13 protein-coding genes are annotated in these 15360 nt (G+C 73.3%); 9 read left to right on the top strand and 4 right to left on the bottom strand.

What is annotated here, in order from left to right:
* Positions 1–7: 7 nt before the first annotated feature.
* Complete coding sequence (locus tag ABZ567_RS30005; protein WP_360795844.1) at positions 8–1807, bottom strand: hypothetical protein; 1800 nt, start codon at positions 1805–1807, stop codon at positions 8–10.
* A gap of 172 nt (positions 1808–1979) precedes the next feature.
* On the opposite strand from ABZ567_RS30005, the gene radA reads away from it, so the two are divergent.
* Both radA and disA read left to right on the top strand, forming a co-directional pair.
* Positions 1980–3386: a DNA repair protein RadA gene (gene radA, locus ABZ567_RS30000; RefSeq protein ID WP_360795841.1), complete on the top strand. Its 1407-nt coding sequence runs from the start codon at positions 1980–1982 to the stop codon at positions 3384–3386.
* Positions 3387–3753: 367 nt separating this feature from the next.
* Entirely contained in the window at positions 3754–4878 is a 1125-nt protein-coding gene (disA, locus tag ABZ567_RS29995; RefSeq protein WP_360795838.1) for a DNA integrity scanning diadenylate cyclase DisA, read from the top strand.
* Positions 4879–5030: 152 nt separating this feature from the next.
* Here disA and ABZ567_RS29990 read toward each other — a convergent pair whose 3' ends face one another.
* On the bottom strand, positions 5031–5915 hold the full coding sequence (locus ABZ567_RS29990) for a hypothetical protein (RefSeq protein WP_360795835.1): 885 nt from the start codon (positions 5913–5915) through the stop codon (positions 5031–5033).
* A 245-nt stretch (positions 5916–6160) separates the two neighbouring features.
* On the opposite strand from ABZ567_RS29990, the gene ABZ567_RS29985 reads away from it, so the two are divergent.
* From ABZ567_RS29985 to cseC, 6 genes are all read left to right on the top strand, one after another.
* Entirely contained in the window at positions 6161–6832 is a 672-nt protein-coding gene (locus ABZ567_RS29985; RefSeq protein ID WP_360795832.1) for a phosphatase PAP2 family protein, read from the top strand.
* 340 nt (positions 6833–7172) lie between these two features.
* On the top strand, positions 7173–8108 hold the full coding sequence (locus ABZ567_RS29980) for an A/G-specific adenine glycosylase (protein WP_360795829.1): 936 nt from the start codon (positions 7173–7175) through the stop codon (positions 8106–8108).
* A gap of 395 nt (positions 8109–8503) precedes the next feature.
* On the top strand, positions 8504–9076 hold the full coding sequence (locus tag ABZ567_RS29975) for a SigE family RNA polymerase sigma factor (RefSeq protein WP_360795826.1): 573 nt from the start codon (positions 8504–8506) through the stop codon (positions 9074–9076).
* A complete protein-coding gene (locus tag ABZ567_RS29970; RefSeq protein ID WP_360795823.1) occupies positions 9064–9825 on the top strand; it encodes a hypothetical protein in 762 nt (253 codons plus the stop codon). Before ABZ567_RS29975 ends, ABZ567_RS29970 begins: the two co-directional genes overlap by 13 nt.
* Before the next feature lie 181 nt (positions 9826–10006).
* Positions 10007–10711: a two-component system response regulator CseB gene (gene cseB, locus ABZ567_RS29965; RefSeq protein WP_360795820.1), complete on the top strand. Its 705-nt coding sequence runs from the start codon at positions 10007–10009 to the stop codon at positions 10709–10711.
* A gap of 8 nt (positions 10712–10719) precedes the next feature.
* Positions 10720–12039, top strand: coding sequence for a two-component system sensor histidine kinase CseC (gene cseC, locus ABZ567_RS29960; RefSeq protein ID WP_360795817.1), 1320 nt, complete (start codon positions 10720–10722; stop codon positions 12037–12039).
* 243 nt (positions 12040–12282) lie between these two features.
* On the opposite strand, the gene ABZ567_RS29955 is transcribed toward cseC, so the two are convergent.
* Positions 12283–13863 carry an MDR family MFS transporter gene (locus ABZ567_RS29955; RefSeq protein ID WP_360795814.1) on the bottom strand — a complete coding sequence of 527 codons (1581 nt, stop codon included), beginning with the start codon at positions 13861–13863 and terminating at the stop codon, positions 12283–12285.
* A 101-nt stretch (positions 13864–13964) separates the two neighbouring features.
* On the opposite strand from ABZ567_RS29955, the gene ABZ567_RS29950 reads away from it, so the two are divergent.
* Positions 13965–14522 (top strand): helix-turn-helix domain-containing protein, encoded by a 558-nt coding sequence (locus ABZ567_RS29950; protein WP_360795811.1) that lies wholly within the window; start codon positions 13965–13967, stop codon positions 14520–14522.
* A 4-nt stretch (positions 14523–14526) separates the two neighbouring features.
* On the opposite strand, the gene ABZ567_RS29945 is transcribed toward ABZ567_RS29950, so the two are convergent.
* The gene (locus ABZ567_RS29945) at positions 14527–15273 is read right to left on the bottom strand and encodes a M23 family metallopeptidase (protein ID WP_360795808.1); all 747 of its coding nucleotides are present in this window, start codon (positions 15271–15273) and stop codon (positions 14527–14529) included.
* Positions 15274–15360 lie beyond the last annotated feature (87 nt).

The raw sequence follows: 15360 nt of genomic DNA, 5'->3' as shown, positions 1-15360 counted from the left end.
AGGCTCGTCAGGACGTGGGCGCCGGGGACGAGTCCTCCGTCGTCGGGGGCGGAGTGGTCGGTTCCGTCGTACCCGGGTCCGTGGTGGTCGGCGGCGGTTCCTCCGTCGTCGGCGGCGGGGTGGTGGGCTCCGTGGTCGGCGGGCTCGTCGGTGGGGTCGTCGGCTCCGTGGTCGTCGGCGGAGGTTCCTCCGTCGTCGGCGGGGGCGTCGTCGGCTCCGTGGTCGGCGGGGCCGTCGGTGGGGTCGTCGGCTCCGTGGTCGTCGGCGGCGGGACGACCGGGTCGACGACGGGCGGCGGGACGGCCTGGCCGCGCCCGGCGATCCTGACCACCGCACCCGAGGGGTTCACCCCGATCCGGGCGCTCCACGCGCCCGCGGGTTCGCGGCCGTGGTCCACGCGGACGGCGATGGTGACCGTCTCGCCGGGGCGGAGCGTGCCGGAGGCCCGGCTGACGTACAGCCAGGGCGCGTCCGTCCACAGCGACCACGCGACGGGCGTGTCACCCGCGGCGGTGAGGGTGAGCAGCGTCAGATCGCCGTGGCCGCGAGCGGTGACCGTGATCCAGCCGGGTGCGGCCTCACCGGGCCGGGCCGCCGTGGGGCCGGTGGGGCCGCCGGGGCTGATCACCTCGACGGAGACGTCGGGGGCGCGGCTGCCCCGGGTGAAGCGGGGCTCGGGGGTCGTACGGGCGTTGCCCGCGTTCTCGTAGCGGTCGTAGGGGCGTCCGTCCGGGCCGACCGGCTCGTCGGCCTCGCGCGCGCTGATCCGTGACCCGTCGTGGGCGCCGACGTCGGCGGCCGGGGCGCCCCGGTAGGAGGTCCACAGGGCGAGGACGGGCGCGGCGACCACGGCCGCGACGACGGTGGTCGTCACCGCGCGGGCCCGCAGCCGGTCACGGCGGGCCACGTGGTCCTTCGGGTCCATGGGGAAGCCGGTCGGGCTGAAGCGCGGGGCTCCGGCACGCGCGCGCGGGACGTGCAGCATCGCCAGGTACGCGGCGGCCCGCGGCGCCTCGACGAGGGGCAGCCCGGCCGGGGGCAGGGCTCCGGCTCCCGGCCAGGGACCGGCTGCGCCGACGCGCTCGGCGGCCCGTCGGCAGCGGGGGCAGTCGTCGACGTGCCGGACGAGTTCGGCCCGCAGGGCGGCCGACAACAGCACCTGGTGGTCACCGGTGAGCCGGGCGACGGTGGGACAGCTGCCGGTCTCGACAACGGCGAGGGCGGCTCGGGTGCGCTCGACCTCGCAGCCCGCGGTGGCGAGTAGCTCGCGGGCGGCGAGCGGGTCGAGGGAGAGCACGGCGGCGACCTGACGGTGGCTGAGGCCGTGGCGTACGGCCAGCTCCAGGGCCTCCCGCTGCTCGGGGGTGGTGCCGGCGGCCTCAGGCCAGGCGAGCACGGCGAGTTCGGCGCGGCGACGCTCGGCGGTCTCCTCGGGGACCCGGGGCGGCTCGGGGGCGGTGACGGCGGGCCGGCCGGTGTGGGCGCCCTGGCGCTTGCGGCGCTGCTCGCCGAGGCTGCGCAGACAGGCCCAGCGGGCGAGTGCGTACAGCCAGGCGGTGCGGCCGTCCTCGTCGGAGGGGCAGCGGCCGTGGTGGCGCTCGGCGACGGCGAGGACGTCGCCGAGGACGGCGGTGGCCGTGTCGTGGTCGCAGAGCACGGAGAGGCAGTACGTGAAGAGGCCGTCGAGGGCGGCCTCGTAGCGCGCGGGAGGCCGTCGGCTGAGCGCGCGCGGTCCCTCGTCCGCGGCGGGGTGCGCCCGGTGTGCGCCGGTGGTGCGTGCGGGGGATTCCAGCCTGCTGCTCGTCACCGGTCGACCGTAGACAGGGTGGGGGGCGCTTTTCGTACCGGTCGTGCCCTTCTCAGTCTTACGGGTGAATCAATCCCTCGAAAGGGGACAGGAACCCGGCGTTCCGCGGCCGGGGCGCGGTCCGGCGGCGGACCGGGGCCCGTTGTCGGTGGGGGCCGCTACGGTGGGCGACATGGCTGCCCGTACGAAATCGACCAAGGACCGGCCGTCCTACCGCTGCACCGAGTGCGGCTGGCAGACGGCCAAGTGGCTCGGCCGCTGCCCCGAGTGCCAGGCCTGGGGGACGGTCGAGGAGTACGGCGCGCCCGCCGTCCGCACGACCGCGGCGGGCCGGGTGTCCACCGCCGCCGTCCCCATCGGGCAGGTCGACGGCCGGCAGGCCACCGCCCGCTCCACCGGTGTCGACGAGCTGGACCGGGTCCTCGGCGGGGGCCTGGTGCCCGGCGCCGTCGTGCTGCTCGCGGGAGAGCCGGGCGTCGGCAAGTCCACGCTCCTGCTCGACGTGGCGGCCAAGGCGGCGAGCGACGAGCACCGCACGCTCTACGTGACGGGCGAGGAGTCCGCGAGCCAGGTCCGGCTGCGCGCCGACCGGATCAACGCGCTCAGCGACCACCTCTACCTGGCGGCCGAGACCGATCTGTCGGCGGTCCTCGGGCACCTGGACGCCGTGAAGCCCTCACTGCTGATCATGGACTCGGTGCAGACGGTCGCCTCCCCCGAGATCGACGGCGCGCCCGGTGGCATGGCGCAGGTCCGCGAGGTCGCCGGGGCGCTCATCCGGGCGTCCAAGGAGCGCGGCATGTCCACGCTGCTCGTCGGTCACGTCACCAAGGACGGGGCCATCGCGGGCCCGCGCCTCCTGGAGCACCTGGTCGACGTCGTCCTGAGCTTCGAGGGCGACCGGCACGCGCGCCTGCGTCTGGTCCGGGGCGTCAAGAACCGGTACGGGGCGACGGACGAGGTCGGTTGCTTCGAGCTGCACGACGAGGGCATCACCGGCCTGACCGACCCCTCGGGGCTCTTCCTGACCCGGCGGGACGTGGCCGTGCCGGGCACCTGTCTGACGGTGACCCTGGAGGGCCGCCGTCCGCTCGTCGCCGAGGTCCAGTCGCTGACGGTGGACTCCCAGATCCCCTCCCCGCGCCGGACCGTCTCCGGCCTGGAGACCTCCCGCGTCTCGATGATGCTGGCGGTCCTGGAACAGCGCGGCCGGATCAGCGCGCTGGGCAAGCGGGACATCTACAGCGCGACCGTGGGGGGAGTGAAGCTGACCGAGCCCGCCGCCGACCTGGCGATCGCCCTCGCCCTCGCCTCCGCGGCGAGCGACACCCCGCTGCCGAAGAACCTGGTGGCGATCGGCGAGGTCGGCCTCGCGGGCGAGGTCCGGCGGGTGACGGGGGTCCAGCGCCGGCTGGCCGAGGCGCACCGGCTGGGCTTCACGCACGCGCTGGTCCCCACGGACCCGGGCAGGGTGCCGGCCGGCATGAAGGTGACGGAGGTCGCGGACATGGGCGACGCGCTGCGGGTCCTGCCGCGCAGCAGGCGCGCCCCGAAGGCTCCGGAGGGCGGGGAGGGGTAGCGGGGGGAAGTGGAACCAGGCGCGGGGCAGGTGCGGAGCCCGGCATGGGGCAGGGGTAAAGCCGGGCGTGGAAGCAGGTGTGCAGCCCGGCGTGGGGCACGTGTGAAGCCCGGCACGGGAGCGTGTGCGAAGCCGGGCGCGGGGGCCCGTGCCTCGTGTCGGGTGCCCGGCACGCGGGGATCCGGTACCCCGTACCGGAACCGGAGGATTTACTCCGTACGCTTCGCGAAGGCGCGGAGGATTAGGTCCGTGCCGGGGCGGGGACGCCTTTCGGACCACCCAGGATCGGTCGGGGGCGGAGGGCGGCGGGGTGGTGTCGCTAGACTTTGCCCTGGTCTCGCCCATCCGTACGAGCCGGAGGAGTGCAGTGGCAGCCAAGGACGGGGCAGCAGCTCCTGGGAAGTCCGGCGCGGGCTCTCGCAACGAAGCACTGATGCGCGCCGCCCTGAGCGCGGTCGCGCCCGGCACCGCGCTGCGTGACGGTCTGGAGCGGATCCTCCGCGGCAACACCGGTGGACTCATCGTGCTCGGCCTGGACAAGACGGTCGACTCGATGTGCACCGGCGGTTTCGTGCTGGACGTCGAGTTCGCCGCCACGCGCCTGCGTGAGCTGTGCAAGCTCGACGGCGCGCTCGTCCTCGACAAGGACATCACCAAGATCCACCGCGCGGGTGTGCAGCTGGTCCCGGACGCCTCCATCCCCACCGACGAGACCGGCACCCGGCACCGTACGGCCGACCGGGTCTCCAAGCAGTGCAACTACCCGGTCGTCTCCGTCTCCCAGTCCATGCGCCTGATCGCGCTGTACGTGGACGGTGAGCGGCGGGTCCTGGAGGAGTCGGCCGCCATCCTGTCCCGCGCCAACCAGGCGCTCGCGACCCTGGAGCGGTACAAGCTCCGGCTGGACGAGGTCGCGGGCACGCTCTCCGCCCTGGAGATCGAGGACCTGGTCACGGTCCGGGACGTCACCGCCGTCGCCCAGCGCCTGGAGATGGTCCGCCGGATCGCCACCGAGATCGCGGAGTACGTGGTCGAGCTCGGTACGGACGGGCGGTTGCTCTCCCTCCAGCTCGACGAGCTGATCGCGGGTGTCGAGCCCGAGCGCGAGCTGGTGATCCGGGACTACGTGCCCGAGCCGACGGCCAAGCGGTCGCGCACGGTCGCGGAGGCGCTCACCGAGCTGGACGCCCTGAGCCACACCGAGCTGCTCGAACTGCCGGTCGTCGCGCGGGCGCTGGGCTACAGCGGCTCGCCCGAGACCCTCGACTCGGCCGTCTCGCCGCGCGGCTACCGGCTCCTCGCGAAGGTGCCGAGGCTGCCGGGCGCGATCATCGAGCGGCTCGTCGAGCACTTCGGTGGGCTGCAGAAGCTGCTCGCGGCCAGCGTGGACGACCTCCAGGCCGTCGACGGGGTCGGCGAGGCCCGCGCCCGCAGCGTGCGCGAGGGCCTGTCCCGGCTCGCGGAGTCCTCGATCCTGGAGCGGTACGTCTAGGAGGACGTACCGCCGGGCCGTGTCCGCGAGCCAGCAGCATGTCCACCGGGCCCGCCGCCGGGTCGCCGCCGAACGTCGCGGCGGAGTATGGGGGTGGGGACCGCGGAGCTGTACCTCTGGGAGGACGTACGGCTCGGGGTTCTACCGTCCGGTCAGTCCTTGGCCAGGGTGAACGAGGCGGGGAGGACCTTCGTGCCCGGCATGGTCGCTTCCACGAGGTAGGTGCCGGGCCCGGCCTGGCCCGTCGGGGCCGTGGCGCACCGCGGCGCGCTCCGCTTGCGGTCCCATTCCACGGTGTGGGTGACGGTGGCCCCCGCGGGGACGTGCAGCAGGACCGGTGTGCCGGGGCGCGGGCAGTGGGCGGACGACCAGATCTCGTCGTCCTGCTTGTCGCTGATCGTCAGGACCGCGGTGCGGGGACCGAAGTCGGCCTTGCAGGCGGCCTTCGAGTTGTTCCTCGCGACGAGCTGGAAGCGGGGCTTCTCCCCCGCCTCGTAGCTGACCTGCGCGCTGCGGATCGTCAACTGCAGGGAACCGGCCGGGCAGTTCGGGAGCGGCGAGTTCGCCGGTACCTGCTGTCCGGCGCCGGTGCTCGCGCCCCCGTCGCCGCCCGCGCCGTCGGTGTCGCCGTTCTTGCCGACGTCACCGGTGCCGGTGGTAGCACCGGCGCCCGCGTCCGTACCGGCGTCGGCGCCCGACCCCGGGTCCGTACCGGAGCCTTCCGTACCGCCGTCGCCGCCGGTGCCGCCCGTGGTGCCCGTGCCGCCCGTGGTGTCGCCGGAGTCGCCCGACTCGTCGCGTCCGCCCGGCTGTTGGCTGATGGCCGGTCCCGTGCCGGAGGGGCCGGGGGTGATCGAGGGAGGGGTGGGTGACGAGCCGTTGGCCCCGTCGTTCGGCTTCTTCCCGCCCCCGTCACCGGAGGTGACGGCCCATACGGCGAGCAGGGCGAGAAGCGCCACCAGGCACGCCGCCACCGCCCTCCGTCGCCAGTAGATGGTGGAGGGAAGCGGCCCGACCGGATTGCGCAAAGATCCCACGACCCGAACCTTACGAGAGATCCAGCTCAACTCCCGCCCCACCCGCCGCCCGCGACAACAAGTTTTGCCGATGATCACATCCCTCCGTTCCGGGAACTTTTCCCGGAACGGCGTCCGGCTCCCTCGCGACTCCCACCGAAACCGGTGGGAACCGGACCGAATCGCAGGACCGCCCCTTGGTCGGGGGTCGTTCCGGCCGTCGGCCCGGGGCGGAGGACTCCGGATTCCGGTTAGCGTCGTGCACCATGAACACCCTCCTCGACCTCTCCGATCGTCTGTATCTCGACATCGCCGATCTGGCCCACTCCACCCCCCACTGGTTCCAGTGGCTCGCGGAGGTCTGGACCGAGGCCGGACTGCTGCTGTTCGGCGCGCTGTTCCTGACCGGCTGGTGGCGCTCCCGCGAGGGGGCGAGCCGGATGATGGCGCTCGCGCTGCTCGCCCCGCTCGCCACCGCGTTCGGGTACGTGGTGAGCGAGGGACTGAAGTCGCTGATCGACGAGGACCGCCCGTGCCGCGCGGTCCTGGGGGCGCCCACCTCGCTCGTCACCTGCCCGCCGTACGGCGACTGGTCCTTCCCCAGCAACCACTCGGCCATCGCGGGCGCCGCCGCGATCGCGCTCGCGCTGTCCTGGCGCGGGATCGTCTGGCTGACGGTGCCGATGGCGCTGCTCATGGCGTTCTCCCGGGTCTTCGTCGGCGTCCACTACCCGCATGACGTGACCTTCGGTCTGCTCCTCGGCGGTCTGGTCGCCTTCCTCGTCATGCGGGCGGCGGTCCGGCCGGTGGACACCCTGGTGGAGACGGCCCGGTCGAGCCGGAGCTCGGCGGTGGTGTGGTGCGCCGGCCGGGGCCCCCGGACGCACCCGGCCCCGCACGCGGAGCAGCCCCAGCGGGTGGGCCACGGCGGGTACTGAGCCCGAGCGGACGCCGGGGCCCGGGGTGGGGCGCGTACGAGCGAGAACGGCGGCGCGTGCGGTGGGGGCGTACGAGTGCAGGCAGCGCACCTCGGTGGAGGACGGACGAGTGCACGTAGGCACACCCCGGCGGAGGACTGACGAGTGCACGTAGGCACACCGCGGCGGAGGGCGTACCAGAGCACGTGCCCGCACCCGGCCGGGCGCGGGCACGTGCACGGCCGCGCGTGCGGTGGGGCGCGTACGCGTGCACGGAGGCGCGCGCGTGCCGAGGCCGCCCCGGCGCCCGTGCCACGGCGCGTACGGTTCGCGGCGTGGACGTGCCAGGATCGGGGGTGCCATGACTTCCATCGACGCTCCCCTCCCGTCCGACGCCCCCGACGCCCCCGCCGGTCCGACGCCCCCCGCCGAGCTGCACGGGCCCGTCCTCGCCTGGTTCGACCGGCACGCCCGTGACCTGCCCTGGCGCCGCCCCGAGGCCGGCGCCTGGGGGGTCATGGTCAGCGAGTTCATGCTCCAGCAGACCCCGGTCGTCCGGGTCCTGCCGGTGTACGAGCAGTGGCTCGCGCGCTGGCCGCGCCCGGCCGACCTGGCCGCCGACGCCCCCGGCGAGGCGGTCCGCGCCTGGGGCAGGCTCGGCTATCCGCGCCGGGCGCTGCGGCTGCACGCGGCCGCCGTGGCCATAAGGGAACGGCACGGCGGCGACGTACCGAGCGACCACGGGCAGCTGCTCGCACTGCCCGGCATCGGCGAGTACACGGCGGCCGCGGTGGCCTCCTTCGCGTACGGACAGCGGCACCCGGTCCTGGACACCAATGTGCGCCGGGTCTTCGCGCGGGCGGCGAGCGGCGTCCAGTACCCGCCGAACGCGACCACGGCCGCCGAGCGGCGGCTCGCCCGCGCCCTGCTGCCCGAGGACGAGGCGACCGCCTCCCGCTGGGCCGCCGCCTCCATGGAGCTGGGCGCGCTGGTCTGCACGGCGAGGAACGAGGACTGCGGGCGCTGCCCGATCGCCGGGCGGTGCGCCTGGCTGCTTGCCGGGAAGCCGGCCCACGACGGCCCCGCGCGGCGCGGCCAGACGTACGCGGGGACCGACCGGCAGGTCAGGGGCCGGCTCCTCGCGGTGCTGCGGGATTCGGCGGAGCCGGTGGCACAGGCGGTCCTGGACGCGGTCTGGGACGAGCCGGTGCAGCGGGCCCGGGCCCTGGACGGTCTGGTCGCGGACGGCCTCGTCGAGCCCCTGGACGACGGGTCCTACCGGCTGCCCGTGTCCTGAACGGGTCGCGGGGGCGGCCGGTCCGTTGGCACGCCCCGGAGCCGGTCGCTGAGCCGGTCGGGCCGGTCGTGGGCCGGTCGCGGGCCGGTCGTGGGCAGGTCCCTGAGCCGGTCGCGGGCCGGTACCTGAGCCAGTCGTGGACCAGTCCCCTGAGCCGGTCGCGGGCCGGTCCTGAGTCTTCGTGGCGTACCGGCGGTGGCTCCGGCGTACCGGCGGTTCCCTGCCCCCAACACCCGGCCGGCCGGCGCGAAACCTCCTCCGCCCCGCTGTTACACAACCGATGGGCAGCCGTGCGTCCACCGACGGCTGCCACGCACAACCCCGTGACAACCGCTCCGTAGCGTCGGCCACGACACGAGGAACACAGCTGGTCACGGGGTTCGGAGGCGGTTCGGATGAGGCATGGCGAGGTGCTCGACTTCGAGGAGTACGTACGCACGCGGCAGGACGCGCTGCTGCGCAGTGCCCGGCGTCTCGTGGCCGATCCAGTCGACGCGCAGGACCTCCTCCAGACGGCTCTCGCCCGCACCTTCGGGCGCTGGGACGGCATCGCCGACAAGTCCCTCGCCGACGCCTATCTGCGCCGGGTCATGATCAACACCCGGACCGAGTGGTGGCGCGCCCGCAGGCTCGAAGAGGTGCCCACCGAGCAGCTGCCCGACGCCTGCGGCGACGACCCGACCGAGCAGCACGCCGACCGGGCCCTGCTCATGGACGTCCTGAAGGTCCTCGCGCCGAAGCAGCGCAGCGTCGTCGTCCTGCGCCACTGGGAGCAGATGAGCACGGAGGAGACGGCGGCGGCGCTCGGCATGTCGACCGGTACGGTGAAGTCCACGCTCCACCGCGCGCTCGCCCGGCTCCGTCAGGAGCTGGAGAGCCGTGACCTCGACGCCCGCGCTCTGGGGCGGACCGGGGAGCGGACGACCGTACGAGGCGACGAACGGGAGCGGGAGCGGTGCGCGGCCTAGACGGCGGAGCCGACGGCAGCAGACACGACGACGGCCGCGGCAGACACGGCGGCGACGGCCCCGGTGATGACGACCGGTACGGGACCGGGCGCCGCCGTCGGCGTCGTACCGTCAAGGCGGCGAGCATCACGGCGGCGGCCGGGCTCGTCGCCGTCGGTCTGTCCATGGCCGCCTGCTCCACCGGGGGTACCGGGTCCCGTGACGAGGGCGCCGCGGGCACCCACGACGTGGCCCCGGCGGCGCCCACCCCCTCCCCCTCCGCCGACGGCGGGCAGCCCTCCGCCGAGCGGGTCGATCCGATCGCGCTGCTCAAGGCCGACCCGAAGATCGGCGAGCGGCTCAAGACCGATCTGAAGCCCTGCGTCGCGGACGCCTACCCGGTGGACGCCTCCTACGGCAATCTCACCGGCGCACCCGCCCCCGATGTCGTCGTCAACGTGATGACCTGCGGTGACGCCGTCGGCATCGGCACGTACGTCTACCGGAAGCAGAGCGACCGGTACGAGAACGTCTTCATGGCGGAGGACGCGGCGGTCTACGCCACGATCGACCGGGGCGAGCTCGTCGTCACCAAGCAGGTGTACGCGAAGGGCGACCCGGTCGCGTACCCCTCGGGCGAGGACGTGATCACGTACCGGTGGTCGGGGAACAGGTTCACCCAGCACGACTGGGTGCACAACGACTACAGCCGGGCCGTCGGCGACGGCGGCATGGAGGAACCCGCGCCGAGCGAGCCGCCGGCGGACTGAGCCGGGCGCCGGACGCGTCCCGCGCGCCGTACGCCGGGGCCGTACCCCCGGAGCCCTGCACCGGGACCCGGGACCCCAGAGCCGTACACCCCGCCGACCCGCACCCCCGCAGCCGCACACCCCACTTCGCGACCGCACAGCCAGCGCACGACGACAGCGCACGACCCGAAGGGCACGCACGATGGCCGAGACCCATGTCCTGTTCGTGGAGGACGACGACGTCATCCGCGAGGCCACCCAGCTCGCCCTCGAACGGGACGGCTTCCGCGTCACGGCCGTGCCAGACGGGCTCTCCGGCCTGGACGCCTTCCGGGCGCAGCGGCCGGACATCGCCCTGCTCGACGTGATGCTGCCGGGCATGGACGGGGTCAGCCTCTGCCGGCGCATCCGGGACGAGTCGACGGTGCCGGTGATCATGCTGTCGGCGCGGGCCGACTCGATCGACGTCGTCCTCGGCCTCGAGGCGGGCGCCGACGACTACGTCACCAAGCCCTTCGACGGGTCCGTGCTGATGGCCCGCATCCGCGCCGTGCTGCGCCGTTTCGGCCACGCGGGCGGGGCGGGCGCCGGGGAGCACGGTGACGGGGCGCCCGGCGTCGGCGGACTCCTCGTCTTCGGCGACTTGGAGGTCGACACCGAGGGCATGGAGGTCCGCAAGGGCGGGGCGCCGGTCGCGCTGACCCCGACCGAGATGCGGCTGCTCCTGGAGTTCTCGTCCGCGCCGGGCACCGTACTGTCCCGGGACAAGCTCCTGGAGCGGGTCTGGGACTACGGCTGGGGCGGGGACACCCGGGTCGTGGACGTCCATGTGCAGCGGCTGCGCTCCAAGATCGGCCAGGACAGGATCGAGACGGTCCGCGGCTTCGGCTACAAGCTCAAGAGCTAGGGCCCGGTGTGAAGCTGCTCCCCCTGCGTACCGGCGTCCGCTGGAAGATCGCCGTCGCCATCGCGGCCGTCGGCGCGCTGATCGCGGTGACCCTGAGCGTCGTCGTGCACAACGCCGCCCGCATCTCGATGCTCGACAACGCACGCGAGGTGCAGATGGAGCGGCTGCTCTTCGCGCAGCGGCTTTACGAGACGTCGAAGCCGAAGGAACCGCGCTTCGGTACGAAGATCAACGACCCGTCGCTGCCGCCGCAGCTCGACCAGCTGATGCGGGACAAACGGCGGGGCACGTTCGTGCAGGAGCACCGGCACGGCGGGCCGCCCGACGTGTGGGCGGCCGTGCCCCTCGCCAACGGCGACGTGCTGTCGCTGCACATCCCCTTCGCCGACCGCAGCGCGACGATCATGAACGATCTGGACCGGGCCCTCGTCATCGGCTCGGTCTCGGTGGTCTTCGGCGGCTGCGCGCTGGGCGTGCTGATCGGCGGCCAGCTCTCGCGGCGGCTGCGGAAGGCCGCCGTCGCGGCCGGCCGGGTCGCGCAGGGCAACACGGACGTACGGGTCAGGGAGGCCGTCGGCGGGGTCGTCCGGGACGAGACCGATGACCTGGCGTGGGCGGTCGACGCCCTGACCGACGCCCTCAACGAGCGGATCGAGGCCGAGCGGCGGGTCACCGCGGACATCGCGCACGAGCTGCGCACACCGGTGACGGGGCTGCTCACGGCGGCGGAGCTGCTGCCGCCGGGGCGACCCACCGAGCTCGTACGGGATCGGGCGCAGGCGATGCGGACCCTGGTCGAGGACGTCCTGGAGGTGGCGCGGCTCGACAGCGCGTCCGAGCGGGCCGAGCTCCAGGAGATCGCGCTCGGCGAGTTCGTGGAGCGGCGGGTGCGGGCCCTCGACCCGGAGGTCGTCGTCCGGGTCGTCCACGAGTCCTGGGTGAACACCGACCCGCGGCGTCTGGAACGCGTCCTGGGCAACCTCCTCGCGAACGCCGCCAAGCACGGCAGGCCGCCGGTGGAGGTCACGGTCGAGGGGCGGGTCGTCCGCGTCCGCGACCACGGACCGGGCTTCCCGGAGGCGCTCCTCAAGGAGGGCCCGAGCCGGTTCCGTACGGGGTCGAGCGACCGCGCGGGCCAGGGTCACGGCCTGGGCCTCACGATCGCGTCGGGCCAGGCCCGGGTCCTCGGCGCCCGGCTGACCTACCGGAACGTGGCCTCCGAGGGTGCCCCGAACGGGGTGGGCGGCGCGATCGCGGTGCTGTGGCTGCCGGACCACGCGCCGACGAACACGGGCAGCTTCCCGATGCTGCGGCTGCCGCTCGACTGAAGCCGGGCTGTGATCAAGGGCTGTGGCCGGACCGGTGTGCGGCTGCCGCTCGACTGAAGCCGGGGGCTGTGATCAGGGGCTGTGGCCCGACCGGTGTGCACCGCCGCTCGACTGCAACGGGGCGCGGGTACGCCGACGGGGCCGGGCGGCGGGTATGCCGGTGGGGCCAGGCACCGGTACGCCCGGTGGGGCCGGCCCCGGCCGGGACCGGCCCCACCGTTCTCGTACCGCCTGCGCGCGAGGTCAGACCTTCTCGGCGACCCTGGCGTCGTCGTCGTCCGTCGCCTTCGGGGTCGGCTCGGGGCCGGCGCCGCGGAGCGTCACCTCCTTGACGAGGAAGGCGAGGACGAAGCCGAGGACGGAGACCGCGGCGCCGACCAGGAAGGCGCCGTGCGTACCCGAGACGACCGCGTGCTGGTAGGCCTCGCGGAGCGCCTCCGGCAGCTTGGCCATGCTCGCCGCGTCGAGCTGGGCGGTCCGCTCGGTGAGCCCGGATCCGCCGCGCGCCGTCATCTCGTGCTGGACGCGGCTCGTGAAGAGCGCGCCCATGATCGCGACGCCGAAGGAGGAGCCGAGTGTCCGGAAGAGGGTGGTGGAGGACGAGGCGACGCCCATGTCCTTCATCTCGACGCTGTTCTGGGCGACCAGCATGGTGATCTGCATGAGGAAGCCCATGCCGGCGCCGAGGACGGCCATGTAGATCCCGGAGGTCACCCGCGAGGTGTCGGTGTCCATCGTGGAGAGCAGGAAGAGGCCTGCCGTCATGAGGGCGCCGCCGGCGATCGGGAAGACCTTGTACTTGCCGGTGCTGGTGGTGAACCGGCCGACGAGCAGCGAGACGACCATCATCGCCAGCAGCATCGGCAGGAGCAGCAGACCGGAGTTGGTCGCGGAGGCGCCCTGGACGGACTGCTGGAAGATCGGCAGGTAGAGGACCGCACCGAACATCACGAAGCCGGCGATGAAGCCGATCAGGGACATCAGGGTGAAGTTGCGGCTGCGGAAGATGTGCAGCGGCACGATCGGGTCGCTCGCGCGGGTCTCCACGTAGAGGAAGGCGGCGAGTGCGGCGGCGCCGCCGACCGCGAGGCCGACGATGGGGGCCGAACCCCAGGCGTACTCCGTGCCGCCCCAGGTGGTGACCAGGACGATCGCCGTGATGCCGACGGTGAGGAGCGCGGCGCCGGGGAAGTCGATCCGGGTGCCCTCGGCCCGCTGCTTCTTCGGCAGGTGCAGGACGGTGGTGACCATGGCGAGGGCGACGGCGCCGAGCGGCAGGTTGATGTAGAAGGACCAGCGCCAGCCCCAGTGGTCGGTGATGGTGCCGCCGACGAGGGGGCCGCCGATCATGGCGAGGGCCATCACGCCGGCCATCATGCCCTGGTACTTGCCGCGCTCGCGGGGCGGGATCAGGTCGCCGATGATCGCCATCACGCCGACCATGAGGCCGCCCGCGCCGAGGCCCTGGACGGTACGGAAGCCGATGAGCTGGCCCATGTCCTGGGCCATGCCGCTCAGCGCCGAGCCGATCAGGAAGATCACGATCGCGGTGAGGAAGACCCCCTTGCGGCCGAACATGTCGCCGACCTTGCCCCAGAGGGGGGTGGAGGCGGCGGTGGCGAGGGTGTAGGCGGTGACGACCCAGGAGAGGTGTTCGAGGCCGCCGAGTTCGCCGACGATCGTGGGCATCGCGGTACCGATGATCATGTTGTCCAGCATCGCGAGGAGCATCGCGATCATCAGGGCGAGGAGGACGACGCGGACACTGCGTGGCTGCTGCTCCTGCTTCCCCTGTGCTGGCCTGGTTGTGTCCTGCGTCGTCATCTCGATCCCTTACTTGCCGCCCGGCTAGTTACTACACTGAGGACGGTAGGCCGGTCACTAGCCGGGCGTCAAGTAAGTTTTGTGGAAAGTGGAGAGCAGCCATGGCCCGAGGCAACACCCGCCAGCGCATCCAGGACGTGGCCCTGCAGCTCTTCGCCGAGCAGGGGTACGAGAAGACCTCGCTGCGCGAGATCGCCGAGCACCTGGACGTCACCAAGGCCGCGCTGTACTACCACTTCAAGACCAAGGAAGACATCATCATCGGCATCTTCCAGGACCTCACCCGGCCCATGGACGAGCTGATCGCCTGGGCGCGGGAGCAGCCGCGCACCCTGGAGGTCAGGGAGGAGATCCTCCGCCGCTACCAGGAGGCCCTGATCGGCGCGTACCCGCTGTTCCGCTTCATGCAGGAGAACCAGGCGGCCGTCCGCGAGCTGAGCATCGGCCTGACCTTCAAGGAGCGGATGCTCGAACTGAGCGGACTGGTCCAGGAGCCGGACTTCGCCGTCCTCGACCGGGTGCGCTGTGTGAGCGCGATCTTCACGCTGCACGCGGGGATGTTCTTCATGGACAACGTCGAGGGCGACTCCGAGGAGAAGCGCGAAGCCGTCCTCGAGGTCGCCCTCGGTCTGCTCAATCAGGCCCACGGGGCCTCGTGAGGCGTCAGATGGAGACGCCGTGGGACCGCAGGAAGGCGGCCGGGTTCACGGAGGAGCCGTAGTTCGGGGTCGTGCGGATCTCGAAGTGCAGGTGCGGGCCGGAGGAGTTGCCGGTGTTGCCCGAGAGGGCGATCTGCTGACCGGCGGCGACCTTCTGGCCGACGTGCGCCTTGAGCTTCGACAGGTGGGCGTACTGCGAGTACGTGCCGTTGGCGTGCTTGACGACGATCGCGTTGCCGTACGCGGGACCGTCGCCGCCGCCGTTGGGGCCGGCCTTCACGACGGTGCCGGCGCCCGCGGCCTTGACCGGGGTGCCGACCGGGACGGCGAAGTCCTGGCCGGAGTGCTTCTGGGCCCACATGGCGCCGCCCTGGTTGTAGCTGGCGGTGAGGGTGTACGCGGCGACCGGCTTGACCCAGGACGGGGCCTTCTTGGCGGCGACGACCTTCGTGGCGGCCTTCTTGACGGCGGCCTGCTTCGCGGCGGCCTGCTTGGCGGCCGTGACCTTCGCGGCCGAGGCCTTCGCGGCGGCGGCCTTCGCGGCGGCGGCCTTCACCTGGGCGGCCACGTGGGCCTGGGTGTCGGCCTGGGCGGCGACGGCGGCGGACGCGGTGATCGCGACCGGGGCGGCGGCCTTGCCCTCGGCGGCGAAGGCGGACCCTGCTCCGGTCACCATCGTCGCTCCCAGGCCCGCGGCGGCGAGAGCGACGGCGGTGGCACGGGCGGCGGGGTTCATGACGCGCTTCGACATACGGGGGAAAACCTCCGGGGATGTACGGGACCCGACGCGAACGGTGCGCTGCGCCGGGCTTGCTCATCCTTGGTAACCCGGACTCCC

Origin of the sequence: Streptomyces sp. NPDC016459 (assembly GCF_040632845.1) — a bacterium.
Lineage (GTDB): Bacteria > Actinomycetota > Actinomycetes > Streptomycetales > Streptomycetaceae > Streptomyces.
Note: the sequence above shows the minus strand (reverse complement) of the source record. Positions and strands in the feature narration are given on the sequence as shown.

Coding starts and splice junctions, on each gene's coding strand:
- ABZ567_RS29950 (WP_360795811.1), top strand. CDS start 13,965: ATGGCCCGAGGCAACACCCGCCAGCGCATCCAGGACGTGGCCCTGCAG.
- cseB (WP_360795820.1), top strand. CDS start 10,007: ATGGCCGAGACCCATGTCCTGTTCGTGGAGGACGACGACGTCATCCGC.
- ABZ567_RS29980 (WP_360795829.1), top strand. CDS start 7,173: ATGACTTCCATCGACGCTCCCCTCCCGTCCGACGCCCCCGACGCCCCC.
- ABZ567_RS29945 (WP_360795808.1), bottom strand. CDS start 15,273: ATGTCGAAGCGCGTCATGAACCCCGCCGCCCGTGCCACCGCCGTCGCT.
- ABZ567_RS29985 (WP_360795832.1), top strand. CDS start 6,161: ATGAACACCCTCCTCGACCTCTCCGATCGTCTGTATCTCGACATCGCC.
- ABZ567_RS29975 (WP_360795826.1), top strand. CDS start 8,504: ATGAGGCATGGCGAGGTGCTCGACTTCGAGGAGTACGTACGCACGCGG.
- ABZ567_RS29955 (WP_360795814.1), bottom strand. CDS start 13,863: ATGACGACGCAGGACACAACCAGGCCAGCACAGGGGAAGCAGGAGCAG.
- radA (WP_360795841.1), top strand. CDS start 1,980: ATGGCTGCCCGTACGAAATCGACCAAGGACCGGCCGTCCTACCGCTGC.